Annotated in this window: 24 protein-coding genes; 17 read left to right on the top strand and 7 right to left on the bottom strand. The window is 57.0% G+C overall.

The features are described 5' to 3' along the window. Positions 1–94: 94 nt before the first annotated feature. From CRO87_RS11355 to zinT, 7 genes are all read left to right on the top strand, one after another. Entirely contained in the window at positions 95–1,198 is a 1,104-nt protein-coding gene (locus CRO87_RS11355) for a cobalamin-independent methionine synthase II family protein (RefSeq protein ID WP_097163053.1), read from the top strand. 204 nt (positions 1,199–1,402) lie between these two features. After that, positions 1,403–2,674 (top strand): urea ABC transporter substrate-binding protein, encoded by a 1,272-nt coding sequence (gene urtA / locus CRO87_RS11350; protein ID WP_097163052.1) that lies wholly within the window; start codon positions 1,403–1,405, stop codon positions 2,672–2,674. 199 nt (positions 2,675–2,873) lie between these two features. Continuing rightward, positions 2,874–4,439: an urea ABC transporter permease subunit UrtB gene (urtB, locus tag CRO87_RS11345; protein WP_097163051.1), complete on the top strand. Its 1,566-nt coding sequence runs from the start codon at positions 2,874–2,876 to the stop codon at positions 4,437–4,439. Beyond that, positions 4,439–5,512, top strand: coding sequence for an urea ABC transporter permease subunit UrtC (urtC, locus tag CRO87_RS11340; protein WP_097163050.1), 1,074 nt, complete (start codon positions 4,439–4,441; stop codon positions 5,510–5,512). Before urtB ends, urtC begins: the two co-directional genes overlap by 1 nt. Continuing rightward, the gene (gene urtD, locus CRO87_RS11335) at positions 5,512–6,309 is read left to right on the top strand and encodes an urea ABC transporter ATP-binding protein UrtD (RefSeq protein ID WP_097163049.1); all 798 of its coding nucleotides are present in this window, start codon (positions 5,512–5,514) and stop codon (positions 6,307–6,309) included. Before urtC ends, urtD begins: the two co-directional genes overlap by 1 nt. A gap of 9 nt (positions 6,310–6,318) precedes the next feature. Then, positions 6,319–7,017: an urea ABC transporter ATP-binding subunit UrtE gene (gene urtE, locus CRO87_RS11330; RefSeq protein WP_097163048.1), complete on the top strand. Its 699-nt coding sequence runs from the start codon at positions 6,319–6,321 to the stop codon at positions 7,015–7,017. Positions 7,018–7,087: 70 nt separating this feature from the next. Continuing rightward, on the top strand, positions 7,088–7,726 hold the full coding sequence (gene zinT / locus CRO87_RS11325) for a metal-binding protein ZinT (protein WP_255252509.1): 639 nt from the start codon (positions 7,088–7,090) through the stop codon (positions 7,724–7,726). Positions 7,727–7,764: 38 nt separating this feature from the next. Here zinT and CRO87_RS11320 read toward each other — a convergent pair whose 3' ends face one another. Then, positions 7,765–8,661: an SDR family oxidoreductase gene (locus CRO87_RS11320; protein WP_097163046.1), complete on the bottom strand. Its 897-nt coding sequence runs from the start codon at positions 8,659–8,661 to the stop codon at positions 7,765–7,767. 99 nt (positions 8,662–8,760) lie between these two features. Here CRO87_RS11320 and CRO87_RS11315 point away from each other — a divergent pair, with 99 nt between their 5' ends. Beyond that, the gene (locus CRO87_RS11315) at positions 8,761–9,582 is read left to right on the top strand and encodes a helix-turn-helix transcriptional regulator (protein ID WP_097163045.1); all 822 of its coding nucleotides are present in this window, start codon (positions 8,761–8,763) and stop codon (positions 9,580–9,582) included. Positions 9,583–9,589: 7 nt separating this feature from the next. Here the strand turns inward: CRO87_RS11315 and ydeE are convergent, their stop codons facing one another. Continuing rightward, entirely contained in the window at positions 9,590–10,783 is a 1,194-nt protein-coding gene (gene ydeE / locus CRO87_RS11310) for an efflux MFS transporter YdeE (RefSeq protein WP_097163044.1), read from the bottom strand. Between the two features lie 197 nt (positions 10,784–10,980). Between ydeE and eamA the strand changes: the two genes are divergently transcribed. Continuing rightward, positions 10,981–11,880: an O-acetylserine/cysteine exporter gene (gene eamA / locus CRO87_RS11305; RefSeq protein ID WP_097163043.1), complete on the top strand. Its 900-nt coding sequence runs from the start codon at positions 10,981–10,983 to the stop codon at positions 11,878–11,880. Between the two features lie 40 nt (positions 11,881–11,920). Here the strand turns inward: eamA and marB are convergent, their stop codons facing one another. From marB to marR, 3 genes are read right to left on the bottom strand one after another with little or no spacing between them, the layout of a single operon-like run. Beyond that, the gene (gene marB / locus CRO87_RS11300; RefSeq protein ID WP_097163042.1) at positions 11,921–12,139 is read right to left on the bottom strand and encodes a multiple antibiotic resistance protein MarB; all 219 of its coding nucleotides are present in this window, start codon (positions 12,137–12,139) and stop codon (positions 11,921–11,923) included. 29 nt (positions 12,140–12,168) lie between these two features. Beyond that, positions 12,169–12,552 (bottom strand): MDR efflux pump AcrAB transcriptional activator MarA, encoded by a 384-nt coding sequence (gene marA / locus CRO87_RS11295; protein WP_097163041.1) that lies wholly within the window; start codon positions 12,550–12,552, stop codon positions 12,169–12,171. 21 nt (positions 12,553–12,573) lie between these two features. Beyond that, positions 12,574–13,008 carry a multiple antibiotic resistance transcriptional regulator MarR gene (gene marR, locus CRO87_RS11290; RefSeq protein WP_097163040.1) on the bottom strand — a complete coding sequence of 145 codons (435 nt, stop codon included), beginning with the start codon at positions 13,006–13,008 and terminating at the stop codon, positions 12,574–12,576. 259 nt (positions 13,009–13,267) lie between these two features. On the opposite strand from marR, the gene CRO87_RS11285 reads away from it, so the two are divergent. Next, a complete protein-coding gene (locus CRO87_RS11285) occupies positions 13,268–13,936 on the top strand; it encodes a MarC family NAAT transporter (RefSeq protein WP_097163039.1) in 669 nt (222 codons plus the stop codon). A gap of 87 nt (positions 13,937–14,023) precedes the next feature. Here the strand turns inward: CRO87_RS11285 and CRO87_RS11280 are convergent, their stop codons facing one another. Then, on the bottom strand, positions 14,024–15,217 hold the full coding sequence (locus CRO87_RS11280) for a sugar transporter (protein ID WP_097163038.1): 1,194 nt from the start codon (positions 15,215–15,217) through the stop codon (positions 14,024–14,026). Positions 15,218–15,420: 203 nt separating this feature from the next. On the opposite strand from CRO87_RS11280, the gene CRO87_RS11275 reads away from it, so the two are divergent. Together CRO87_RS11275 and CRO87_RS11270 are read left to right on the top strand one after the other, a co-directional pair. Further along, positions 15,421–16,224, top strand: coding sequence for a PhzF family phenazine biosynthesis protein (locus CRO87_RS11275; RefSeq protein ID WP_097163037.1), 804 nt, complete (start codon positions 15,421–15,423; stop codon positions 16,222–16,224). Continuing rightward, the gene (locus CRO87_RS11270; RefSeq protein WP_097163036.1) at positions 16,221–17,009 is read left to right on the top strand and encodes a PhzF family phenazine biosynthesis protein; all 789 of its coding nucleotides are present in this window, start codon (positions 16,221–16,223) and stop codon (positions 17,007–17,009) included. Before CRO87_RS11275 ends, CRO87_RS11270 begins: the two co-directional genes overlap by 4 nt. Here CRO87_RS11270 and CRO87_RS11265 read toward each other — a convergent pair. After that, on the bottom strand, positions 17,006–17,884 hold the full coding sequence (locus CRO87_RS11265; protein WP_097163035.1) for a LysR family transcriptional regulator: 879 nt from the start codon (positions 17,882–17,884) through the stop codon (positions 17,006–17,008). The two genes, CRO87_RS11270 and CRO87_RS11265, sit on opposite strands and share 4 nt — an antisense overlap. A 105-nt stretch (positions 17,885–17,989) precedes the next feature. On the opposite strand from CRO87_RS11265, the gene sad reads away from it, so the two are divergent. The 5 genes from sad (at position 17,990) to CRO87_RS11240 (ending at position 24,826) form a co-directional block, all read left to right on the top strand. Then, entirely contained in the window at positions 17,990–19,375 is a 1,386-nt protein-coding gene (gene sad, locus CRO87_RS11260) for a succinate-semialdehyde dehydrogenase (RefSeq protein WP_097163034.1), read from the top strand. Between the two features lie 100 nt (positions 19,376–19,475). Further along, positions 19,476–21,065 carry a methyl-accepting chemotaxis protein gene (locus CRO87_RS11255; protein ID WP_097163033.1) on the top strand — a complete coding sequence of 530 codons (1,590 nt, stop codon included), beginning with the start codon at positions 19,476–19,478 and terminating at the stop codon, positions 21,063–21,065. 48 nt (positions 21,066–21,113) lie between these two features. Then, positions 21,114–22,040 (top strand): glutaminase B, encoded by a 927-nt coding sequence (gene glsB, locus CRO87_RS11250; protein WP_097163032.1) that lies wholly within the window; start codon positions 21,114–21,116, stop codon positions 22,038–22,040. Positions 22,041–22,202: 162 nt separating this feature from the next. Next, entirely contained in the window at positions 22,203–23,639 is a 1,437-nt protein-coding gene (locus CRO87_RS11245) for a GGDEF domain-containing protein (protein WP_097163031.1), read from the top strand. A gap of 194 nt (positions 23,640–23,833) precedes the next feature. Further along, positions 23,834–24,826, top strand: coding sequence for a diguanylate cyclase (locus tag CRO87_RS11240; protein WP_097163171.1), 993 nt, complete (start codon positions 23,834–23,836; stop codon positions 24,824–24,826). Positions 24,827–24,865: the final 39 nt, after the last annotated feature.

Here is a 24,865-nt window from a genome sequence, read left to right as displayed (position 1 = left end):
GCAAGTTGAATATATATAGCCATCCAGAAGTCTAAGCATTGATTTCGTTAATTATCACGTCAGGCAATCAGTTGCCTGACGGCAAGGAGAGAGCATGACCCAGCACACAGCCCCTTATCGCGCCGATATCGTTGGCAGTTTCCTGCGCCCGGACAGCATCAAACACGCCCGCCAGCAGTTCGCCGATGGCGCGATTGATGCAAGCACGCTTCGCGCAGTAGAAGACGAAGCCATCCTGCGTGTCGTCCAGCAGCAGTGCGACTGCGGTCTGCACGTGGTGACCGATGGCGAGTTTCGTCGGGCGTGGTGGCATTTCGACTTTTTCGATGGTTTGCAGGGCGTGGAGCGCTACGACTCTGACAAGGGGATCCAGTTCAACGGCGTTCAGACGAAAGCCCACGGCGTGCGCGTCACCGGCAAGCTGAGCTTCGGCGATCACCCGATGTTAGAAGATTTTCGCTACCTGAAAAGCATCAGCGGCAGTGCGCAGCCTAAGATGACCATTCCGAGCCCAAGCGTGCTGCATTTCCGTGGTGGCCGTAAAGATATTGATGCGAGTGTTTATCCCGAACTGGCCGATTATTTCGACGATCTCGCCACCACCTGGCGCGATGCGATTCGTGCTTTCTACGACGCAGGCTGCCGTTACCTGCAACTGGACGACACCGTCTGGGCCTACCTGTGTTCCGACGAGCAGCGCCAGCAGGTGCGCGAGCGCGGCGACGATCCGGATGAGCTGGCTAAGACTTACGCCCGCGTGCTGAACAAAGCCCTGGAAGGCAAGCCGGACGATTTAACCATTGGGCTGCACGTCTGCCGCGGTAATTTCCGTTCCACCTGGATCTCCTCCGGCGGCTATGAACCCGTGGCAGAAGTGCTGTTTGGCAGCGTCAACGTCGATGCGTTCTTCCTCGAATACGACAACGATCGCTCAGGTGATTTCCAGCCACTGCGCTTTGTGCGCCCGGGCCATCAGCAGGTCGTCCTGGGGCTAATCACCACCAAAAACGGCGAGCTGGAAAACCTGGCAGGGGTGAAAGCACGCCTTGAAGAGGCCGCGCAGTATGTCGCAAAATCGCAGATTTGCCTCAGCCCGCAATGTGGCTTTGCCTCTACGGAAGAAGGCAACAGCCTCAGCGAGGCCGAACAGTGGCGGAAGGTGCGTCTGGTGACGGAGATCGCCGCCCAAGTCTGGTAATTCCCATCCAAAAGGGCAGCGCTGCACCGTTTTAAGGCAGCGTTGCCTCTGAATCTGGCGTTCCACGCTGCAACAAAAGTTCTACTCCGCCTCGCAAAGCGCCTGTTTTCCCGCCATTTTATAACCTGGCACCTTTCTTGCCTTACTCCTGATGACTACACAGAGGTTGTTAATCCTTGTTGCTTTCATCTTCAGGAGTGAATCATGCGCCGTCGAACTTTGCTTAAAGCTTTTGCTCTCTCTGCCTCAACGATTGCCCTGGGTTTCAGCGTCAGCGTCTATGCCGCTGACACCATCAAAGTGGGGATCATGCATTCGCTCTCCGGCACCATGGCGATATCGGAAACGCCGCTGAAGAACGTCGCGTTAATGACCATTGATGAAATTAACGCCAAAGGCGGGGTGCTCGGTAAAAAGCTGGAGCCTGTGGTGGTGGATCCCGCTTCTAACTGGCCATTGTTTGCGGAAAAATCTCGCCAACTGCTGACCCAGGACAAAGTGGCGGTCGTCTTTGGCTGCTGGACATCGGTGTCGCGAAAATCGGCCCTGCCGGTATTTGAGGAGCTGAACGGCTTGCTGTTCTACCCGGTGCAGTACGAAGGGGAAGAGATGTCGCCGAACGTCTTCTACACGGGGGCTGCGCCTAACCAGCAGGCTATCCCGGCGGTGGAATATCTGATGAGCGAAGATGGCGGGGCCGCAAAACGCTTCTTCCTGCTTGGGACTGATTACGTCTACCCACGCACAACCAACAAAATTCTTCGTGCCTATCTGCACTCCAAAGGTGTTCAGGATAAGGACATTGAAGAGGTCTACACGCCGTTTGGCTACAGCGATTACCAGACCATCGTCGCCAATATCAAGAAATTCTCCGCAGGCGGCAAAACCGCAGTGGTGTCTACCATCAACGGTGACTCCAACGTTCCCTTCTACAAAGAGCTTGCCAACCAGGGCGTAAAAGCCACCGACGTGCCGGTGGTGGCGTTCTCCGTGGGTGAAGAAGAGCTGCGCGGCATCGATACCAAACCGCTGGTCGGCAACCTGGCGGCCTGGAACTACTTCGAGTCCGTCGATAACCCTACCAACCAGAGCTTTGTGGCGGACTACCGTGCATATGCGAAAGCGCACAAGTTGCCGAACGCCGATACCGTTGTGACCAACGATCCGATGGAGGCCACCTACGTCGGTATCCATATGTGGGCGCAGGCGGTGGAAAAAGCCGGGACGACGGACGTGGATAAAGTCCGCGCGGCGATGGCAGGTCAGAGCTTCAAGGCACCGTCCGGCTTTACGCTGACGATGGATGCCACCAACCACCATCTGCACAAGCCGGTGATGATCGGCGAAATTGAAAGCAACGGCCAGTTCAACGTGGTGTGGCAGACCGACAAACCGGTTCGCGCCCAGCCGTGGAGCCCGTACATCCAGGGTAACGATAAAAAGTCCGATCAGCCGATGAAAACGGCGAGTAACTGATTGGCGAACGGGGGAGCAAAGGTTATTGGCCCTGCATTCCCCCTCTCCCTGACCCTCTCCCATAGGGAGAGGGAAATGTTCAGGTGCGCTCTGTAGCTGAAGTGCTGTGGTTTTCTCCCTCTCCCTTAGGGAGAGGGTTGGGGTGAGGGTGAGCGCAGTGGATTCCTCGTTAAAAATGAATCGTTCAAAGGAGGCGACCATGACATTGATTCGCAGGCTGCTTATCGTTGCCTGGCTGCTGCCGTGTTTTGCCCATGCAGGTGACGCGGATGACTTTGTGGCCGCGAACCGCAGCCAGCAGTCGGCGATGCTGGAGAAGTGGGCCGCCGACCCGCAGCCGCAGCGGCTGCCCTTATTGCAGGCGCTGAGCACCGAGACGCTGCGTAGTGACAGCGCCCGCCATGCTTTTGCCGTTGATAACGGTGAACCTCACGCGCTGGATTCCACGGCGAAGCCGGAGGGAGAATTAAAACCGGTGCGTTTGACCAACCGCCTGCGCAATCTGGTGGCGGGCGCGCTGGCAACACATCAGCTTGTAAGTGACAGTGTCACTCAGCGTTTGGCAGCGGCGAAAACACTCCAGCGAGATGCTTCGCCCGATCTGCTGCCGATGCTGCAAAAACGTCTGGCCGCAGAAACGGACGAAGGCGTTAAGCAGCAGCTGGAACTGGCGCTCGCCAATTTGCAGCTCACCAGTCCGGATGCCGCGGTGCGCAGGCAGGCAATGACGCTGCTCGGCCACTCGGCAGATCCTGAAACCGAAGCCCGACTTCAGCCTTACATCGATGCACAACACGAGCCGGATGCCAGCGTGCGCGCGGCGGCGGCGGAGAGCCTGAAGCAGATTCAGCATCGTCTGTTCTGGGGCGATATTCTCGGCCAGGCGTTTATGGGCATCTCTCTGGGCTCGATTCTGCTGTTAGCGGCGCTGGGGCTCGCCATCACCTATGGCCTGCTTGGCGTTATCAATATGGCCCACGGCGAAATGCTGATGCTCGGGGCGTACAGCACCTGGCTTATGCAGCAGGCGCTGAGCCAGTTTGCGCCGCAGTGGCTGGCCTTTTACCCGCTGCTGGCGCTGCCGGTCGCCTTTGTGGTAACCGGCGGCATTGGCATGCTGCTGGAGCGCACGGTTATTCGCCACCTTTATGGTCGTCCGCTGGAAACGCTGCTGGCCACCTGGGGCATCAGCCTGATGCTTATCCAACTGGTGCGCATGCTGTTCGGCGCGCAGAACGTTGAAGTGGCCAACCCCGCCTGGCTTTCCGGCGGCATTCAGGCGCTGCCGAATCTGATCCTGCCGTGGAATCGCATCGTGGTGATTGGCTTTGTGCTGCTGGTGCTGTTCTTCACCTGGCTCATTCTCAACAAAACCCGTCTTGGGCTACGCGTGCGGGCAGTGACGCAAAACCGTGCGATGGCCGCCTGCTGCGGCGTGCCGACCGGGCGCGTCGACATGCTGGCCTTCGGGCTCGGCTCCGGTATCGCCGGGCTCGGCGGGGTGGCGCTTTCTCAGTTGGGCAACGTCGGGCCAGAGCTTGGACAGGGGTACATTATTGACTCCTTCCTGGTGGTGGTGCTCGGCGGCGTCGGCCAACTGGCAGGCAGCGTGGCGGCGGCATTCGGGCTTGGGATCTTCAATAAAATCCTCGAGCCGCAAATGGGCGCGGTGCTCGGCAAAATTTTGATTCTGGTGCTGATTATTCTGTTTATTCAGAAACGTCCGCAGGGGCTGTTTGCGCTGAAAGGGAGGGTCATTGACTGATGAGCCAGCCATTAACCTTAACGCTTGCCCGCCGGGCTCCGCGCCCGCTGCGCTGGATTGGCGGGCTGATTTGCCTGGCGCTGCTGCTGATGCCGTTTCTGGCGCTGCTGCCCGCCTCGCATCCGCTGGCGGTGTCCACCTGGACGCTGACGCTGGTGGGGAAAATTCTCTGCTATGCGGTGGTGGCCGTTGCGCTCGATTTAGTGTGGGGCTACGCCGGGATGCTGTCGCTGGGGCACGGACTCTTCTTTGCGCTCGGTGGCTATGCGATGGGGATGTACCTGATGCGTCAGGCTGCGGGCGACGGTCTGCCCGCGTTTATGTCCTTCCTGTCGTGGAACGAAATGCCGTGGTTCTGGTGGGGTACGCAGCACTTTGCGTGGGCCATGCTGCTGGTGGTGCTGGTACCCGGCCTGCTGGCGCTGATTTTTGGCTGGTTTGCCTTCCGTTCGAAAATCAAAGGCGTCTATTTCTCCATCATGACTCAGGCGCTGACCTACGCGGGCATGCTGCTGTTTTTCCGCAATGAAACCGGATTCGGCGGCAATAACGGCTTTACTGGCTTCACCACCATTCTGGGCTTCCCGGTGACCGCCACAGGCACGCGGGCCGCACTGTTTCTGGCGACCGTCATTCTGCTGCTGGCGACGCTGGCCGTCGGCATGTTGCTTGCCCGCAGCAAGTTTGGCCGCATTCTTACGGCGGTGCGCGATGCGGAAAACCGCCTGATGTTCTGCGGCTACGACCCGCGCGGCTTCAAGCTGCTGGTCTGGACGCTGTCCGCCGTGCTGTGCGGCCTGGCTGGGGCGCTGTACGTGCCGCAGGTCGGCATTATCAACCCTGGCGAAATGTCGCCGACCAACTCGATTGAGGCCGCTATCTGGGTGGCGCTCGGCGGGCGCGGCACGCTGATAGGGCCGATTTTAGGTGCCGGACTGGTGAACGGTGCGAAGAGCTTGTTCACCGTGGCGATGCCGGAATACTGGCAGCTGTTTCTCGGCCTGATATTCATCGTGGTGACGCTGTTTCTGCCACGTGGCGTCATCGGCCTGCTGCGTAAAGGAGACAAATAATGCAACCCGATGAAGGGCTTTTTACCCGCCAGCTGCCGGGCGACCGCTATCGAGAGCAGACCGATCCTGTGCTGCAACTGGAGCAAATCAACGTCAATTTTGACGGTTTTCAGGCGCTGACCAACCTCTCATTGCAGATTGGCGTGGGCGAGCTGCGCTGCGTGATTGGCCCCAACGGCGCAGGCAAAACCACGCTAATGGACGTGATTACTGGCAAAACGCGGCCCCAGAGTGGCAGGGCGATATACGATCAGTCCGTGGATCTGATGACGCTGAGCCCCATTGCCATCGCCCGCCGGGGGATCGGGCGAAAATTCCAGAAGCCAACAGTGTTTGAAGCTCTGACGGTGGCGGAGAACCTCGAACTGGCAATGCACGGCGACAAATCTGTGTGGGCGAGTCTGCGGGCAAAGCTCAGCGGCGAGCAGCAGGACAAAATCGACGAAACCCTGCAACTGCTGCGTCTGGAAGGGGATCGTGCCCGCCGGGCAGGTCTACTGTCTCACGGGCAAAAACAGTTTCTGGAAATTGGCATGCTGCTGGTGCAGGAGCCGCACCTGCTGCTGCTCGATGAACCGGCAGCGGGCATGACCGATGCAGAAACGGAGTACACTGCCGAGCTGTTTCGCACGCTTTCCGGGCGGCACTCGCTGATGGTGGTTGAGCACGACATGGGGTTTGTTGAAACCATCGCCGACCGCGTCACGGTACTGCATCAGGGTCAGGTGCTTGCCGAAGGATCGCTTCGCGAAGTGCAGGCCAACGAACAGGTGATCGAGGTCTATCTTGGGCGCTAAGGAGTATGCATGTTAGAGATTCAGGAACTGCATCAGTATTACAGCGGGAGCCATATTCTGCGTGGCGTGAGCTTTACCGCGAAACCAGGCGAAATCACCTGTCTGCTGGGGCGCAACGGCGCCGGAAAAACAACTTTGCTGAAGTGCCTGATGGGGCTGATTCCGGCCCGCAGCGGCACGGTGAATTGGCAAAATGCCAATATCACTCAGCGTAAACCGCACCAGCGCGTGCAGGCCGGTATGGCGTATGTGCCGCAGGGGCGTGAGATCTTCCCGCGGCTGACGGTGGAGGAAAATCTGCTGTTGGGAATGTCCCGTTTCTCTGCGCGCGACTCGGGCAAGGTGCCGGAGGATATTTATCAGCTTTTCCCTGTGCTGCGGGAAATGAAGCAGCGTCGCGGCGGCGACCTGTCGGGCGGCCAGCAGCAACAGCTGGCCATTGGGCGGGCGCTGGCGAGTCGGCCACAGCTGCTGATCCTTGATGAACCCACGGAGGGTATTCAGCCGTCGGTCATCAAGGAGATTGGCGAGGTTATTCGGGAGCTGGCGCGACGTGGGGATATGGCTATTTTGCTGGTGGAGCAGTTCTACGATTTTGCCGCCGGACTTGCCGATCAGTATCTGGTGATGTCGCGCGGGACCATTGTCCAGCAGGGCCGTGGCGAAAACATGGAAAGCGACGGTGTGCGAGGGATGGTGACGATTTGATGCGATCGGGTTGCCGTATTTAATGTTATATTATAACATTGCATTTTTACTTCAACCCGAAGGAACTCTCGTGGTCATTAAACATTTTGCTGTTACTTTTCTGGGGCTGCTCATCAGCGGCAGCGCACTGGCGCATTCGCATGGACATTCGCTCTCAGAGGCCGAACAAAAAGCGGCGGAAGGCATATTCGCTGACGCAGACGTGAAGGATCGCCCGCTTTCCGACTGGGATGGGATCTGGCAGTCAGTGTATCCGTTATGGAAAAGCGGCGACCTGGACCCGGTTTTCCGTAAAAAAGCAGAGAAAGATCGCAGTAAAACTTTTGAACAAATCAAGGCCTATTACCAGACGGGATACCAGACAACCATCGGGAAAATCGAGATTGAAAACAACGTGATGGCATTTTACGAGGAAGGCAAGAAACCGGCTTCCTGCGAATACCGCTACGACGGCTATAAAATTCTGACTTATGCCTCCGGAAAGAAGGGCGTTCGTTACCTTTTCACCTGCACCGACAGCAATAGCGCTGCGCCAAAATTCGTGCAGTTCAGCGATCACACTATCGCGCCGCGTCACGCTGAACATTTCCACATCTTCACTGCAAACACATCGCAGGCTGAACTGCTGAAAGAGATGGATAACTGGCCTACTTACTACCCTGAGCAGCTTCATGCGCATCAGGTGGTGGACGAGATGTTACATCACTGATTCATCAGGCGGCCTGAGCGATCGGGCCGCCTCTGCGATCATGACCGGGCTGTGTAATCCATTCGGCTTAAATCCTCGATAAGCCCCTGGCCTTCAGGCTGCCAGCCGAGCTGCTGGCGCGTCCACTCGCCGCTGGCACGTAAATCTATCGTGGCGAAGGCGGCGAACCAGCCGAAATGGTCTGCCGCCTGTTCCTGACTCAGCGAGATAGCAGGGATGTTTAGACCTTCAGCAACGGTTTGCGCAATCAGCTTAGAGGCAATGCTTTCCTCCGCTACTGCATGGTAACGTTTCCCACGTTCGCCATGTGCCAGCACCTTCACATACAGATCCGCCACGTCGTCCACGTGCGCCGCACACCAGGCGTTTTCACCTTCACCTATGTAGGCCGCCACACCTTTGTCACGCGCAAGCGAGATGTAATAGCTGATTAAGCCCTGGCGCTCCGTGTTGTGAACCTGTGGAAGTCGAACCACGCGTACGTCGATGCCGGAGTCCAGAAGCTGATTGCCCTCAAGCTCCGACGCCACGCGTGGGTTGGGGTGGGCTGGATTAAAATGCTGCTCAAGGGCTGGCTGGCCGTCGCCGTTATCGCCCATCCCGGTGCCGGAGGTTATGAGCAAAGGGCGCTGGCTGCCCTGCAACACGGAGCCCATCGCGCGAATGACGCGGCGGTCTTTCTCACAATTTTCCACGAAACGGCTGAAGTCATGATCGAAGGCGGTGTGGATCACCGCATCGCAGTTATCAATACCTGGCAGCCACGCCTGCGGGTCTTCCAGCGTGCCGCGCTGAGCGGTAGCACCTTTGTCGGCCAGCTGCCTGGCGGCTTCTTCCGAACGGACAAGTCCCGTCACCTGATAGCCTCGCGTCAGCAGGGCTGATACGACGCGTGAGCCAATAAAGCCTGTCGCACCCGTTACAAAAATACGCATAGCCTGTCTCCTGAGTGATTTACCACGACAGCGTAGGCCCGATTCACATACTATTAAAGTAGGGACTTTATCAGGGTATAAACATTAACAGGCTAATCTATGACTCTGCTTTCTGATAATCCGCTGGGTGAGTTTTTACGGGCCCGCCGACTGGGGCTGGACCCGGCCTCGTTTGGTTTTATGCCCGGCCGCAGACGTACGCCGGGTCTGCGGCGTGAAGAGGTGGCCCAGCTCGCCAGCATAAGCCCCACCTGGTACACCTGGCTTGAACAGGGCCGCGGGGGCGCGCCGTCGCGTGAGGTGCTGAACCGCATTGCTGCCGGGCTGCGGCTAACGTCGCCGGAACGCGATCATCTGTTTATCCTCGCTTTTGGTCATCCGCCGGAAAACCGCGTGAGTCTGTCCGACAGCATCACGCCAAGGCTGCAGCGCGTGCTGGAGAGCCTGACCATTCCTGCAATCATTAAAACCGCCACCTGGGATGTGGTGGCGTGGAATCACCCGGCGGCGGTGGTGCTGAAGGATTACGGGCAGCTTCCGCCGCAGAGGCGCAACATTCTGCGCCTGTTGTTTACCGATCCAGAGGCCCGGGAAATGCAGGAAGACTGGGAAGGTGTTGCCCGACTCGTCGTTAATGCATTTCGGGCGGACGCCGCGCGCCTTGGGGCTTCTGCAGAAATCGATCGGCTGGTAGAGGAGCTTACCGCGCAGAGTGACGACTTCGCCCGCTACTGGCGCAATAACGACGTAGCCGGGCATGGAGAAGGCGTAAAGCGGCTGCGTCATCCACAAATCGGGTCGATTGCCCTGGAGTTTTCCACCTTTGCGGTCGAAGGCCGGCCGGATCTGACGATGATGGTTTTCAATCCGGCAAACGCTGAGAGCAAAGCCAAAATCGAGCACTGGATTGCTTCTGGCTGAAGCGTTATCAGGCGGTTTTCAGTTCTGCATCCCACGTTTTGACGCTCATTCCGCGCAGGATCATCAGCCAGGCCAGGACGATGGCGAGCATCATGATGGCGAACAGCGTCCAGGCAGGCAGTGACGTGAGAATGATCCCGGTGATCATCGGGTTAGCCGCGGCACCCAGCCAGCCCAGCGCCTGAGCGGAAAAATAGCTCGCCTTCATTCCCGGCGGGGCGATGTTGTCGATAAGCATGTATTCGCCTGGCGCGTAGATGATCTCCCCGATGGTAAATACGGCGGCGGCAATGCCCCAGTACACCAGGTTCTCACCGGAGAAAATAAATCCGCCAAGACCCAGCAGGAAGCACAGCGTGCCCACGACCATCAGCGGGCGAATGTTACCGGGCGTGATTTTACGGCCAACAATATATTGCAGGCTGACCACGACCACGGCGTTGACTGGCAGCACCACAGAAACAACCTTTTGCGCGAAATCGGCGTTATCCGCCACCGTCAGCACGTACTGTGAGATGCAGGTGGCGAACGACCCACCGACGTAGGAGGCCAGCAGCCCGGAAAGCGTAAACCAGAACAGCGCTTTATCTTTCAGCAGCACCGAAGGCTGCCAGACGGGGGTGACTTTCTCTTCACCACTCACCACTGTGCGCTGAACGTAAAACTGAATAAACACCAGCGGGAAGGCGGCGCACACGGCGGCAAGCCAGAAGGGCAATTGCAGGCTGTACATCACAAGCCAGGTGCCAATTGGCGGCCCCACGGTCCAGCCGATATTCAGAAAACTGTAGTTGAGCGAGAAAATGCGCGCCTTCTCGCCGATGCTCAGCACGTCGGCAAACCAGGCTTTTAGCACGGTAGAAAACACCGAGTAGGCGCAGTTAATCAGCGAGAAGAAAAACACCACCAGCGTGACGTTGTTGACCAGGGGGATCGCTGCAAATCCTGCGATAAAGGCCAGAATGGCGACGATCATATAGCGTTTTTTGTCGAACTTATCCGCCAGGATGCCAAAGCCCAGGCTGAAGAAAACCCCGACGGTCAGGGCTATTGTCAGCGCATAGCCGATGGCTTCGACGCTCATGCCGTACTGGCGCGTCAGGTAGATGGTCATAAACGGCAGCGTGGCGCCGCGGCCGATGGTTAACAGCAACGACGACGCCAGCAACGCTGAGGTTGAACGTTTAACAGAGGGATTCATTTTTCCTGCCCGACATGTGCTTTTATGATTATGGTGTTGTGCCGTATCAGGATTATCACGCCATAAGGGGGCTTGTATAGATCCCAATTTATCCATCAGTGCCTTGACTGCCTGCCAGAAATAATGATCTGTTCTCCGCGCATTTTTTTCGTTACCTTGAATCTGTTTACAAAAATTTAATAATTCAGAGGCAGGGTATGACGCGGAAAGACGGGTTGTTGGCGCTGTTGGTGGTGGTAGTCTGGGGACTCAATTTTGTGGTCATTAAAGTCGGGCTGCACAATATGCCGCCGCTGATGCTGGCCGGTTTGCGCTTTATGCTGGTTGCCATTCCTGCCATTTTCTTTGTCGCACGCCCAAAGATTCCACTCTCATTGCTGCTTGGCTATGGTCTTACCATCAGCTTCGGCCAGTTCGCGTTCCTGTTCAGTGCGATTAAGTTTGGCATGCCTGCCGGGCTCGCCTCTCTGGTGCTTCAGGCGCAGGCGTTCTTCACAATCATTCTTGGCGCGTTTGTCTTTGGTGAACGTTTGCAGGGCAAGCAACTGGCGGGTATTACGCTTGCCGTCTTTGGCGTGCTGGTGCTGATTGAAGCCAGCCTCAACGGACAGCATGTGGCGATGCTCGGCTTCTTCCTGACCCTGGCAGCAGCGTTTAGCTGGGCCTGCGGCAACATATTCAACAAGAAAATTATGCAGCATGAAACGCGCCCGGCGGTGATGTCGCTGGTGGTGTGGAGCGCGCTGATCCCCATCCTGCCGTTCATGCTCGCCTCTTATCTGCTGGATGGGCCCGAGGCCATGGTTCAGAGCCTCGTAAACATCGATCTCACCACGATTTTGTCGCTGGTCTATCTCGCGTTTGTGGCGACGATTATCGGTTACGGCATCTGGGGTTCGCTGCTGGGACGCTATGAAACCTGGCGCGTGGCGCCGCTCTCTTTGCTGGTGCCGGTGGTTGGCATTGCTAGTGCGGCATTGCTGCTGGGTGAAACGCTTTCAACATTACAGCTGCTGGGCGCAGTGCTGATTATGGGCGGGCTTTATATCAACGTGTTTGGCTTGCGTATTCGGCGGGCGAAGGCGGTGCAGGGATAGCGCGAACAGAAAAAAGCCCCGCAAAAGCGGGGCAAAAAATTTACTGGGAGTTTCCGTTATAGTAAGGCACGCCCAGTTCGTCGGATTTGTCACTGCCGGAACCCATGTGGTTGAAGTCATACGGAGACTTGTCCTGGATTGCTGGCATTATCATGGTGTCATGGGCACCGTGATTATTGGGTAGCGTGGATTGCTCCGCAAAACTCTGGCCGGAGACCAGCACCAACAGGGTGAGGGCGGCGGAGGCGAACAGTTTCATTTTTTCCTCGATACGTCTTGTGCAGGCGATTAACAGTTACAGTGGTTGAGTGGCATCAGATAGCGAGACTCGCCGGGCATGTTGGTCATGCGATACTTGTGCGGCGGCACGTCAAAATAGTTCTTAAAGGTGCGCGTCAGCGTCTGTTGGGATTCAAAGCCGTAGCGCTCAGCCAGATACAGAATTGGCTCGTTGCTCTGCTTAAGCTTCTGTGCAATTTCAGTCAGCTTACGGCTGCGAATATACTGACCCAGCGAATGTCCGGTCTCTTTCTTGAACATCCGTTGCAGGTGCCATTTCGAATAACCTGAACGTTCTGACACCTTTTCCAGCGACAGCGGCGACTCCAGGTTGCTCTCGATCCAGTCCAAAATGCTATGAATAGTGATAGCGTCAGTATTACGTCTGGACATCGTCTTACCCCTTTGTTCTGTTTACGGCAGGATTTTCTTGAGCAAAAGCTCAAGGGCTGCGACCTCGTCCGCCGTTAAGTTTTTTGTTAATTCCTGATGCAGGTCTTGTCCCACCAACTGGTGGCATTTCTCACATATTGCCGTGCCGTCCGGTGTCAGCTTCACCAGCACCCCGCGCTTATCATTCGGGTTTGGCAGGCGTTCAATCCAGCCTTTGCACACCAGGCGATCGAGCATACGTGTCAGGGCACCGAGATCGACAGATAAGGCCTTTTTTAGCTCTACTGGCGTGATACAGACGGCGCAACGAATCGAACACAGCGTTTTGAACTGTGAGGCAGTGATATCCATTGGCGACAGATAGTCGTTCAGTAAACGATCTTTTTTCTGATTGACCATATGGATCAAGCGACCAAGTGGAATGATTTCGTTGAACAGGTCACTGGTGCTTTTCACAAAGGTTGCCCTGGCAAGTAGTTTAGTTGCTGGCGATATTATTGCCCAGGCAACCATAAGTCAACTGAATGAATAAGCTTATGACACGAATTGCTAAAGTAAGATGCGTCACACTTTTAAGGGTTATTTCGCATCTTTAATAACCTTTTGTTATGTAATTACGACAGAGAATCGTCGATAAAATTTTGCCGTAGCCTGGTTTGCAAGAATGCTCTTATACTCTGCCGGCAGCTAACTGCTATCACAGGAGTGTTTTTCCATGCTGGAATTGTTTAAAGCCATTGGCCTCGGGCTGGTGGTGATTTTGCCGCTGGCGAACCCGTTGACCACCGTCGCCTTGTTCCTCGGCCTTGCCGGAAACATGAATAATGCGGAGCGCAACCGTCAATCGCTGATGGCTTCGGTGTACGTGTTCGCGATCATGATGGTGGCGTATTACGCCGGACAGGTGGTGATGAACACCTTTGGGATTTCGATCCCCGGCCTGCGTATCGCGGGCGGTCTGATTGTGGCCTTCATCGGCTTCCGCATGTTGTTCCCACAGCAGAAAGCGCACGACTCGCCGGAAGCGCGGCACAAGTCGGAAGAGCTGGAAGAAGAGCCGACCGCCAATATCGCCTTCGTGCCGCTGGCTATGCCGAGCACCGCAGGGCCGGGCACCATTGCGATGATCATCAGTTCGGCTTCCACCGTTAAACACGGGGTTGATTTTCCTGACTGGGTTGTGTGGATCGCGCCACCGCTGATTTTCCTCTCGGTGGCGGTGATTCTGTGGGGCTGTCTGCGCAGTTCTGGCGCAATTATGCGTCTGGTGGGCAAGGGCGGTATCGAGGCGATCTCTCGCCTGATGGGCTTCCTGCTGGTCTGTATGGGCGTGCAGTTTATTATCAACGGCGTGCTGGAAATTATTACGACTTATCACGCGTAGTTTATTGCCCGGTGGCGGCTATGCCTTACCGGGCCTACACGATCGCTGTTTCCGTAGGCCCGTGTCAGCGAAGCGCCACCGGGCAGACTAATTCTGCGTTTGCTCTTCAAGCGACACAGGCCAGCGGCGGAAAATAATCACCGACCAGACCAGCGCGGCAAGGGCGGGTACCGCGCCGATATAACCAATATCCGCCATCGACAGATGCAGGCTTATCTGATTCCCCGCCAGGGCACCCGCGCCAATCCCGATATTAAAGATGCCTGAAAACAGCGCCATCGCAACGTCCGTGGCGTCAGGGGCAATGGCCAGCACCTTCACCTGCATGCCAAGACCGATCACCATAATGGCAATTCCCCAGACAATGCTCAGAATCGCCAGGCTCAGTTCGCTTTGCGCCGCCGTCAGCAACAGCGCCAGGCACACCGTCATCAATGCGATAGCCCCGCTCACCAGCGTTGATGCGTGGCGGTTGCCCAGCTTGCCGAAGACCACCGAACCTAAGATCCCCGCGCCGCCAAGCACCAGCAGCAGCAGCGTGGCAAAATTGGCATCGAACCCTGCAACGTTAATCACAAAGGGTTCTATATAGCTGTAGGCCGTGTAGTGGGCAGTGACGACCACTACCGTCAGCAGATAAAGGCTCATCAGCGCCGGACGGCGAAACAGCAGCGGCAGGCTTTTCAGTGAACCCGAATGTTCGCTCGGCAGCTTAGGCAGCAGCTTCATCAGCGCAACCAGCGTCACCAGTGCGCCAAGCCCGATAATAAAGAACGTGGTTCTCCAGCCAAAATACTGCCCGACGACGCGGCCAATCGGCAAGCCGAGCACCATCGCCAGCGCGGTACCCGTGGCAATCAGGCTGAGTGCCTGAGCGCGTTTTCCCGCCGGGGCGAGACGAATGGCCAGCGATGCGGTAATCGACCAGAACACTGCGTGCGCGAACGCAATCCCGATACGGCTTATGACCAGCACGGTGAAATTCCACGCCAGGAACGAAAGCACATGGCTGGCGATAAACAGCACAAACAGGCCTATCAGCAGCTTACGGCGCTCCATCTGGCTGGTAAGCAGCATAAACGGCAGGGACATCAGCGCCACGACCCAGGCGTAGATGGTCAGCATGATGCCAACCTGCGCCGTTTCCATTGAGAAACTACGGGCGATATCAGACAGCAGTCCAACCGGGACAAACTCCGTGGTGTTGAAAATAAAAGCGGCGATGGCAAGGGTAACCACGCGCAGCCACGCGACCTTGCGGGAGACTGTGTTTGTTGTCATAGCACTTGTCTTGATGGATTGCGGGAGGAAGAGAAGGCGATCTTAAAACCATCGTTGTGCAAAACACAATCGTTTTGTGACTAAGATCGCATAACGGAAGCTTATGAACGAAGATGCGTCATCCTCTAAAAGGGGGCTCGTATTTTGCGGGCAAAAGCGCTATTAATGTTGCTAAGTCGTTATAAAAACAAAGGATAGAGACTATGCAGGAAATTCCGTTTTACATGGTAGATGCCTTCAGCGACCGGACCTTTGGCGGCAATGCGGCGGCGGTTTGCCCGCTTGTCGAATGGCTGCCGGATGCGACCCTGCTGAAAATGGCGCAGGAGCATAACCAGTCCGAGACCGCCTTCTTCGTCAGAACGGACAGCGGCTTCGAGCTGCGCTGGTTCACCACTCAGGGTGAAATCAATTTGTGCGGCCACGCCACCCTTGCCAGCGCCCACGTTATTTTTGAGTTTCTGGATTACCCGCATTCAGAGATTCGCTTCTCCACTCGCTTTGTCGGCGAACTGACCGTCACCCGGAGCGGAGACTGGCTGACGCTCAATTTCCCGGCGTGGCGATCTGAACCGACAGAACCCCCGGCGCTACTGCTCAGCGCGCTCGGCATTGAGGAGTACGAAGAGGTTCGCGTGGCCCGCGATTACCTGGTGGTACTGAAGGATCAGCAGCAGGTGGAGGCGATCACGCCCGACATTCACGCCATGCTGCCGCTCGGCAAGATGGTGTGCGTCACGGCCCCTGGCGATAAGCATGATTTTGTCAGCCGCTTTTTCTGCCCTGGCGAAGGCGTGGCTGAAGATCCTGTGACGGGCTCTGCGCACAGCATGCTTATCCCTTACTGGGGTGAGAAGCTGTCGAAAACGCAGATGCAGGCCCGGCAGGTTTCTGCGAGAGGCGGCGAGCTGCGCTGCGAATGGCTGGGCGAGCGTGTGCTTATTGGCGGCCAGGCGACGACCTACATTATTGGCAGCATTCTTCTGCGCGAAGGAGGCCTGGGATGAAAACCGTTCCAGTCTGGCAGGTGGATGCATTCAGCGACAAAAATTTTGGCGGTAACCCTGCGGCGGTCTGCGCGCTGGAGCAGTGGCTGCCTGACGAGCAGCTGCTGCAAATGACGCAGCAGCATAATCAGTCGGAAACGGCTTTTTTTGTCCCTGCAAAAGATGGCTTCGAACTGCGCTGGTTTACCTCGCTGGTGGAGGTGAATCTGTGCGGCCACGCCACGCTTGCCACCGCGCATGTGATTTTTACTCATCTCGACTATCCCGATGCCCGCATTCATTTTGATACGGCCTCGGGTCGGCTGACGGTGAGCCGCGAAGGCGAGTGGCTGACGCTGGATTTCCCCGCAGGACAGACCACCGAGCAGACACCGCCGCCTGAAATGCTGCGAGCGCTGGGCATTACGCATTATCGCCATGCCCGCAAAGGGCGCGCGTGGCTGATTGAGTTGGATAGTCGTGAACAGGTTGCCGCACTTACGCCTGATTTTGCCGCCATGATCCCGGGCGAACACAAAGCCTGCGTGACGGCGAAGGGCGATGATAAGTACGATTTTGTCAGCCGCTTCTTCTCGCCGGGCGTGGCCGTACCGGAAGATCCTGTGACGGGCTCGGCGCACACGATGCTGATCCCCTACTGGAGTGAGAAACTTGGCAAAACTCAGATGCTTGCGCGCCAGATTTCAGCGCGCGGCGGTGATGTGCGCTGTGAGCTTCAGGGAAACCGCGTGCTGATGAGCGGCACGGCGGTCACCTGGATGCAGGGTAAGATCCTGCTGCGTTAAACCGTTTCGCCAGAGGGAGGTGCTTCATCCAGCAGGCTGATAAACGCCTCCAGCTGGCGGGTCATGCCGCCGCGTCGCCAGACGAGCCAGGTGGTCAGCCAGCGCCATTTTTCGGCCAGCGGCCAGGCGTCCACCTGATGATGCCCAGGCATACTTTCCAGCATACTGCGGGGGATCATCGCGAGTCCTGCACCGGCAATCACGCAGGCCAGCATGCCGTGATAGGACTCCATCTCATGAATGCGGCCCGGCGTGGCGCGGTCGGCATGAAACCAGCTCTCGAAATGACGACGGTAGGAGCAGTTTGCGCGAAAAGCGTAGATGCTGGTGCCGTTAACGTCGCTGGCCCGGGTGACCTGCGAATGGCCCTTTGGCGTCACAATCATCATCTCTTCCTGATAAACCGGCACGCCTTCGAGTCCCGGGTGCATCACCGGCCCGTCAACGAAAGCGGCGCTCAGTCTACCTTCGGTTACACCGTCAATCATGGTGCCCGACGGGCCCGTCGCCAGATCGAACTGAATCTTCGGGTAGCGCTGGTTATATAACGCCAGCGTCGGCGGAATGCGCACTGCGGCGGTACTTTCCAGCGATCCCAGGGAGAACAATCCCTGCGGTTCATCACCGGCAACGACCATCCTTGCCTCATCCACCAGCGCCAAAATTTGCTGGCTGTAACGCAAAAAGCTGTGCCCGGCGGGCGAAAGGCGCAGTCGCTGATTTTCACGGATGAACAGCTCAACGCCCAGATCGGCCTCCAGCTGACGGATGCGCGTCGTCAGGTTGGAAGGCACGCGATGCACTTTTTGCGCGGCCTGGGTAATGCTGCCAGTCTGCGCGACGGCGTTGAACATCTCAAGCTGTGTCAGATCCATGGTGTTCTCGTATCGTGAATGAGGTGGTTAATATTATTCATTATTCATAAATAGCAGAGTGGGGCAGTATCAGGCAACAGCCTCACTGAACAGAGAGAACAAAACATGACATCACCTGCAACTCACGCCATCTCCCTGAACCCTGCCACGGGGGAAACCCTGTCAACGCTGCCATGGGCCACGAGCGAAGAGGTCAATCAGGCAGTGGCGCTTGCCGATTCGGGCTATCGCCAGTGGAAACGCACCACCGTGGCGGAAAGAGCCGATGCACTGCGCAAAGTTGGTGCCGTTTTACGCCAGCATGCCGAAGAGATGGCGCTGCTGATCAGCCGTGAAATTGGTAAGCCGATTGCTCAGGCGCGTGGGGAAGTCACCAAGTCTGCCAATCTGTGCGACTGGTATGCCGAACACGGCCCGGCAATGCTTGCCACCGAAGCGACCCAGGTTGAGCAAAATAAGGCGGTGATTGAGTATCGTCCGCTGGGCCCGATTATGGCGGTGATGCCGTGGAACTTCCCGCTGTGGCAGGTTATGCGCGGTGCGGTGCCTATTCTGCTGGCGGGCAATAGCTACCTGCTGAAGCATGCCCCGAACGTGATGGGCAGCGCGAAACTGATTGGTGACATCTTCACAAAGGCAGGCATTCCTGCGGGCGTGTTCGGCTGGGTGAATGCCACCAACGACGGCGTGTCGCAGATGATCAATGACCCACGTATTGCCGCCGTGACCCTGACCGGAAGCATGCGCGCCGGGAAAGCGATTGGCGCTCAGGCCGGTGCCGCGCTGAAAAAATGCGTGCTGGAACTGGGCGGCTCCGATCCGTTTATCGTCCTTAACGATGCGGATATTGATGAAGCGGTGAAAGCGGCCGTGATTGGGCGCTATCAGAATACCGGGCAGGTCTGTGCGGCGGCGAAGCGCTTTATCGTGGAAGCCGGGATCGCCGATGCCTTTACCGAGAAGTTCGTGGCGGCGGCGGCGAAGCTCAAGATGGGCAACCCGGAAGATGAGCAAAACTACCTGGGGCCGATGGCGCGTTACGACCTGCGTGATGAGCTGCACAATCAGGTCACTGCCACGCTTGAAGAGGGTGCGACCCTGCTGCTCGGCGGCGAGAAGATCGCCGGGAAGGGCAACTACTATGCGGCTACCGTGTTAGGCAACGTCACGCCATCCATGACCGCTTTCCGTCAGGAGATGTTTGGCCCGGTGGCGGCGATTACCGTTGCCCGCGATGCTGACCACGCTCTGGCACTGGCCAACGACAGCGACTTTGGTCTGTCGGCGACCGTGTACACCGCCGATGAAAAACAGGCGCAGCGCTTTGCCGACGAGCTGGAGTGCGGCGGTGTCTTCATCAACGGCTACAGCGCCTCCGATGCCCGCGTGGCGTTTGGCGGCGTGAAGAAAAGCGGCTTTGGCCGCGAACTGTCTCACTTCGGCCTGCGCGAATTCTGTAACGTGCAGACCGTGTGGAAAGATCGCCACTAGTTTTCCCCCTCTTATTGAGCGCCCTGCGGGGCGCTTTGTCATGGTTCTGTCATTTTCACTCCGTACACTCGCGGCTAACGTGTTGTTATAGATGAAAATTATGAACTTAATGCAAATTCCTCGTCGTTTTGTACGCCGTTTTTTCCCACAGCAGTTTGGTTTGCTCGCCGGTGTGTTCACCATCGTTGGACTGTTCTGCGCGCTGCAGATTGCCTCTTCATTTATGCTCTCCTGGTCGCTGCATAACGCGCGCCTGAACGAGCAGCATAACCAGCGGGCGCATATGCAACAGCTGGAGGCCGATCGGGCGCGGGTCAATCTGCTCGCCGCAAGCGATCTGCTCAATCGTGCTGGCGTCTATTTTATGCAGGATAGGGAGACGGGTTCGGTTGGCAGCTCCGAGGGACTGCTTCAGGATGCCCGTGCCAGCCTTGTACTGTCGCAGAAAGCCTGGCAGGCGTGGCTGGCAATGACTCCGCCGCGGGATGAGGCATTGATCAACAGCTATCAGCAGTTTTATGGCGCGATTGAAGAACAGCTCAACGGCCTGCAAAAGAGCCAGTCCATTGATGCGTTTTTTGCGGTGCCCGTCCAGGCCTTCCAGGCGGATTTCAATGATAACTACGCGCGCTTTCAGGCCGCCAGTGAATCGCTTGCCGGGAAAGGACGCGAATCGCTGATGGCCAGCCTGGCGGGATTACAGCAGCTTTTTATGCTGGCGCCGGTGGCGTTGCTTATTGTCGCACTCCTGGTGTGGCGCGGCATGTCCCATTGGGTCATCGTGCCGCTGCGTCGGCTGATTGACCATATCCGTACTATGGCGGAAGGCGATCTTTCTCAGCCGCTGCCGCAGGTGTCACGCCGGAACCGTGAGGTGGCGCAGATAGGCGCAACCCTTGCGGAGATGCAGGTGGGGCTGCAACAGCTGGTCGCCGAGGTCAGCGAAGCCACGGGTTCAATCACCGGCAATATCACAAGACTGGCGCAGAGTAATGAAGAGCTTTCGCGCCAGGCGCATAAGCAGACGCAGGAGCTGGAGGACGTCACCCGTCACATTACTTCCCTTGAGTCACATGTGGAAGGCAATGCGGGCTATGCGGGCCTCGCCCGTGAACGGGCGGAAGAGGCAAGCCTGGCGGCGGCGGGCGGCGACAGGATGATGCTCACGGTGAATGCATCCATGCAGGCTATCGTGGCGCGTTCAGCAGAGATGCGTGGGATCGTCGCGATGATCGACAGCGTGGCGTTCCAGACCAATATTCTGGCGCTCAATGCTGCCATTGAGGCGGCACATGCGGGCAATCAGGGACGCGGTTTCGCGGTGGTGGCGAAAGAAGTGGGGCTGCTGGCGCGGCAGAGCAGTGAATCGACTCAGACGATTCAGGGGCTTATCAACCATTCATTGCAGGGGATAGAAGAGGGATCGCAGGCCGTTGGGCGGCTGGAGGATAACCTGCAAAAGGTGACGAATCTTGTGACCAATTTGAGTGCGTTACTGACGGAGATTTCGCAGGCCACCCTGAATCAGGGGGAAAATATTCATCAGATGACGCAACAGCTGCACTCCCTGAATCAGGTTGCCGGGAAAACGGGGGAACTGGTCAGCGCCAGTGCGGCCTCTTCGCGTCATCTGGAGAGCAGCGCCGGGCTGCTGATGCAGGCGGTAATGCGCTTTCGTCTGCCCGCCTGACGCTGGTATACTCGCAGGCCGAAATGAGCCTGCGGGCAAGGAGCAACAGTGGCAACGGTCATCAATAACAGCATGCTGGCATCGATTCTGGCAGAGGTAAAACCGCTGATTGGGCAGGGCAAAGTGGCGGATTATATTCCGGCCCTGGCCTGCGTTGATGGCACTAAGCTCGGGATTGCCATCAGTACCGTAGACGGCCAACAATTCTTTGCCGGAGACGCTCAGGAGCGTTTTTCCGTGCAGTCGATCTCCAAAGTGCTCAGCCTGGTGGTGGCGATGAATCACTACGAGGAGGAGGAGATCTGGCAGCGGGTGGGCAAAGATCCCTCGGGGCAGCCGTTTAACTCGCTGTTGCAGCTTGAGATTGAACAGGGCATCCCACGCAACCCGTTTATCAATGCCGGGGCGCTGGTGGTGTGCGATATGCTGCAAAGCCGCCTCAGTGCACCGCGTCAGCGCATGCTGGAGATTGTCCGTAAGCTTTCTGGAATGGATGATATCGCCTATGACGCCGTGGTGGCCCGTTCCGAGTTCGACCATGCGGCGCGGAACGCCGCCATTGCCTGGCTGATGAAATCCTTCGGCAACTTCCACAACGATGTCACCACCGTGTTGCAGAATTACTTCCATTACTGCGCCCTAAAGATGAGCTGTACCGAGCTGGCGCAAACCTTCCTGTTTCTTGCCAACCAGGGTCATATCCCCGGGGGAGAGCGAGCCATCATCACGCCGCTTCAGACCCGACAGGTGAATGCCCTGATGGCGACCAGCGGTATGTATCAGAACGCCGGAGAGTTTGCCTGGCGCGTCGGGCTGCCTGCTAAATCGGGCGTGGGCGGCGGGATAGTGGCGATAGTGCCGCACGAAATGACGATTGCCGTCTGGAGTCCGCAGCTGGATGCCGCGGGCAATTCTCTCGCCGGTATTGCGGTGCTGGAAAAACTCGCCCAGCGACTGGGGCGTTCTATTTACTGATGGCTCATCCCAACGGCGGGTTGGTCGCGCAAATGAACAACAAATAAATAACAGAGAGAATTGTTAATACGCGCGTTGTGATCAATAGTAGATACTATTCCCGATCATTTACCCGTAATTCCCTGAATAATTGCAACTTGCGATTATATGGAAAGATAATTAATGCGTTCGATTTCAGTTCCCCGGTGTACCGTATTCAGTGAAGCGCACGTTCTGCGCAATGCCTTTTTCCTGTTTATTATCACCACGTTATTTTATGGCGTGGGGGCGATGCTGCGACTGGTGCAGGAGCTGTCGTTATTCTGGCCGCTGAATGCGGTCATGGCGGCGATATTTGCCCGCTATGTCTGGCTGAACCGGCTGCACTATTACGCTATTTGCTACGGGGCCATGCTGCTTTACGACGTGTTCACCACCCAATGGGGAATGGTATCGCTGGTGATTAACGCCTCCAATATGGTGTTTATCGTCATGGTGGCGCAGCTGGTGATGCGCGATAAGCGTCGTGCAGGGTCGGATCCTGGGCCGATTAACGCGCTCAGGCTGTTCTATTATTGCCTTATTTCTGCAATCTTTTGCGCGCTGCTTGGCGCAGTCGGATCTGTCGGAATCGATCGGCAAAGCTTTATGCCGCTGGTGGCGGACTGGTTCAGCGAGCAGTTTTCCACAGGCGTGCTGATTTTGCCCTGCGTGATGACCCTGACGCTGCCTCATGAAATTCCACGAATCCGCTGGAAACAGCTGCTTCCGGCCCTGACGCTGGTACTCTCAATATTGGCTGCTATTGCGGTTGGCGGTGCGGGGAGTCTGGCGTTTCCGCTTCCGGCGCTTATCTGGTGTGCCATACGCTACCCGCTGCCGGTGACCTGTGCATTAACGCTGATCGCCGGGGCCAGTGAGATCATTCTCGTTGCCAACGCCGTTATTAACCTTGCCGTAAGCGGGCCGCTGCAAATCGATCAGCTGTTCTCCACGCGTCTGGGCATTGCGACGCTTGCAATAAGTCCGGTGATTGTGTCGACCAGCGTCGCCGCCATTAATAACCTGATCCGTCAGGTATCGCTGCGTGCCGACTTCGATTTTCTGACCCGTGTTTATTCACGCTCCGGTCTGTATGAAGCCCTGAAGAATCAGCCAGGGGATGCGGATCGGCACCTGACGGTCATGCTGCTGGATATCGATTTCTTCAAAAGCGTTAACGACAATTATGGTCATGAATGCGGCGACTATGTGCTTGCCGCGTTTGCCCGTCAGGTGCATGACGTGGTGGGCGAGCAAGGGCTGGTGGCGCGTATTGGCGGCGAGGAGTTTGTAGTGGCTGCCTGGACTCGCGATCCGTTGAACGGTTTTCAGCTGGCAGAGACCATCCGCCAGCGCATTGAATCTCACGTATTCCAGTGGCGGCAGCAGCCTTTGCAAGTCACGGTCAGTATCGGCACGGGAAGCGGTACGCAGGGCGGTAAAGCTGTCATTGATGTTTTTAATGAATTGCTGGCGGAGGCGGACGAATACCTGTATCGCGCCAAAAAGGCCGGACGCAACAAAACCTGTGCTAAATCACTGGCGGAAAAGGGTGTACTGGATTCCGTTGCGCTGTAGCTCAGGTGACATTGTCACTTTTTTCTGTCTGTTTATGAGTAAAAACATTCAGCTATCTTAATTGATAGCTTGCGGGGGCTCGCCAAAGAAAATAGGATAACTCTGCCCCTGCATCGGAAAAATTGTATTTAATGAACGGTTTCGACCAACAAAAAACGAACGATAAGGTCCCGGGACTGCGGTTCGTTCGCCGTATGTATCTGATGCGCATTCTCGGCACATTTCTCTGTTTTTTCCCCATTCTCTCTGTGCTGGACGAACTCGATCGTCCTCTGTGGCTGCGTGCGCTACTGGCCATCAATGCCTTCGTGTGGCCAACCGTGGCCTGGCTTCGCGCCCGCAACGCCCGTGCTCCGCTGGTGGCTGAACATCAGAACCTGGTGATAGATGCCGGGGCTGGTGGCTTCTGGATTGCCATCATCGCACTTAATCCGCTGCCTTCAGTGGTGATCGCCACGATTCTGCTCGCCGATCGTCTGGCGGCGGGTGGCGTGGTGCTGATGCGTAAAGCGGTGGCGGCCATGCTGTGCACGTTTGCCATCGCCTGGCTTTGCACGGGGATGGAAATTCGCACCGGCGTTTCGCAAAGAACGATGTTTGCCACGCTGCCGCTGATTGCTATCTATCTGCTGGCGCTGTGCGTACTGACGGATATTCTGGCGGTCAAGCTCAGACGAAAAAGCCACGAACTGGAGCGGATCGCGATGAAGGATCCGCTGCTGGACATCGCCAACCGTCGGCTGCTGGAAAAGCACATCGCCTGGGAGCTGAGCCGCCTGCAAAACGCCTGCGGCGATTCGGCGTTGGTGTTTATCGATCTGGATAATTTTAAGGACGTGAACGATCGTTACGGCCATAAAGTGGGGGATGCGATGCTGGAAACGGTGTCGCAAATTTTGCACGTCGCCACCCGCTCCACTGATACGCCCGCGCGCCTCGGCGGCGACGAATTTGTGATTTTACTTCCTGATACCTCCCGGGACGAGGCCGTGATGATTGCTCATCGCATTATGGAAGCCACGGCGGTGATTACCGCTTTGCCGGACAGCGAACTGTCACCGACGCTCAGTATCGGGGTGGCCTGTGCTCGCCCTGATATGGAAGACGTTGCGGCCTGGCTGAAAGCGGCCGATGATGCGCTTTACGAAGCCAAAAGGCGTGGTAAAAACCAAATCTTCGCGCACTAACCTTCTGCGCACGTAAACCCCGAAAATCCAGGCTAAGCT

This window comes from Enterobacter sp. CC120223-11, assembly GCF_900215375.1.
Taxonomy (GTDB): Bacteria; Pseudomonadota; Gammaproteobacteria; order Enterobacterales; family Enterobacteriaceae; genus Scandinavium.
This window is presented reverse-complemented; position numbering and strand designations above follow the sequence as displayed.

Coding starts and splice junctions, on each gene's coding strand:
- CRO87_RS11355 (WP_097163053.1), top strand. CDS start 95: ATGACCCAGCACACAGCCCCTTATCGCGCCGATATCGTTGGCAGTTTC.
- urtA (WP_097163052.1), top strand. CDS start 1,403: ATGCGCCGTCGAACTTTGCTTAAAGCTTTTGCTCTCTCTGCCTCAACG.
- urtB (WP_097163051.1), top strand. CDS start 2,874: ATGACATTGATTCGCAGGCTGCTTATCGTTGCCTGGCTGCTGCCGTGT.
- urtC (WP_097163050.1), top strand. CDS start 4,439: ATGAGCCAGCCATTAACCTTAACGCTTGCCCGCCGGGCTCCGCGCCCG.
- urtD (WP_097163049.1), top strand. CDS start 5,512: ATGCAACCCGATGAAGGGCTTTTTACCCGCCAGCTGCCGGGCGACCGC.
- urtE (WP_097163048.1), top strand. CDS start 6,319: ATGTTAGAGATTCAGGAACTGCATCAGTATTACAGCGGGAGCCATATT.
- CRO87_RS11320 (WP_097163046.1), bottom strand. CDS start 8,661: ATGCGTATTTTTGTAACGGGTGCGACAGGCTTTATTGGCTCACGCGTC.
- CRO87_RS11315 (WP_097163045.1), top strand. CDS start 8,761: ATGACTCTGCTTTCTGATAATCCGCTGGGTGAGTTTTTACGGGCCCGC.
- ydeE (WP_097163044.1), bottom strand. CDS start 10,783: ATGAATCCCTCTGTTAAACGTTCAACCTCAGCGTTGCTGGCGTCGTCG.
- eamA (WP_097163043.1), top strand. CDS start 10,981: ATGACGCGGAAAGACGGGTTGTTGGCGCTGTTGGTGGTGGTAGTCTGG.
- marB (WP_097163042.1), bottom strand. CDS start 12,139: ATGAAACTGTTCGCCTCCGCCGCCCTCACCCTGTTGGTGCTGGTCTCC.
- marA (WP_097163041.1), bottom strand. CDS start 12,552: ATGTCCAGACGTAATACTGACGCTATCACTATTCATAGCATTTTGGAC.
- CRO87_RS11285 (WP_097163039.1), top strand. CDS start 13,268: ATGCTGGAATTGTTTAAAGCCATTGGCCTCGGGCTGGTGGTGATTTTG.
- CRO87_RS11280 (WP_097163038.1), bottom strand. CDS start 15,217: ATGACAACAAACACAGTCTCCCGCAAGGTCGCGTGGCTGCGCGTGGTT.
- CRO87_RS11275 (WP_097163037.1), top strand. CDS start 15,421: ATGCAGGAAATTCCGTTTTACATGGTAGATGCCTTCAGCGACCGGACC.
- CRO87_RS11270 (WP_097163036.1), top strand. CDS start 16,221: ATGAAAACCGTTCCAGTCTGGCAGGTGGATGCATTCAGCGACAAAAAT.
- CRO87_RS11265 (WP_097163035.1), bottom strand. CDS start 17,884: ATGGATCTGACACAGCTTGAGATGTTCAACGCCGTCGCGCAGACTGGC.
- sad (WP_097163034.1), top strand. CDS start 17,990: ATGACATCACCTGCAACTCACGCCATCTCCCTGAACCCTGCCACGGGG.
- CRO87_RS11255 (WP_097163033.1), top strand. CDS start 19,476: ATGAACTTAATGCAAATTCCTCGTCGTTTTGTACGCCGTTTTTTCCCA.
- CRO87_RS11245 (WP_097163031.1), top strand. CDS start 22,203: ATGCGTTCGATTTCAGTTCCCCGGTGTACCGTATTCAGTGAAGCGCAC.
- CRO87_RS11240 (WP_097163171.1), top strand. CDS start 23,834: ATGTATCTGATGCGCATTCTCGGCACATTTCTCTGTTTTTTCCCCATT.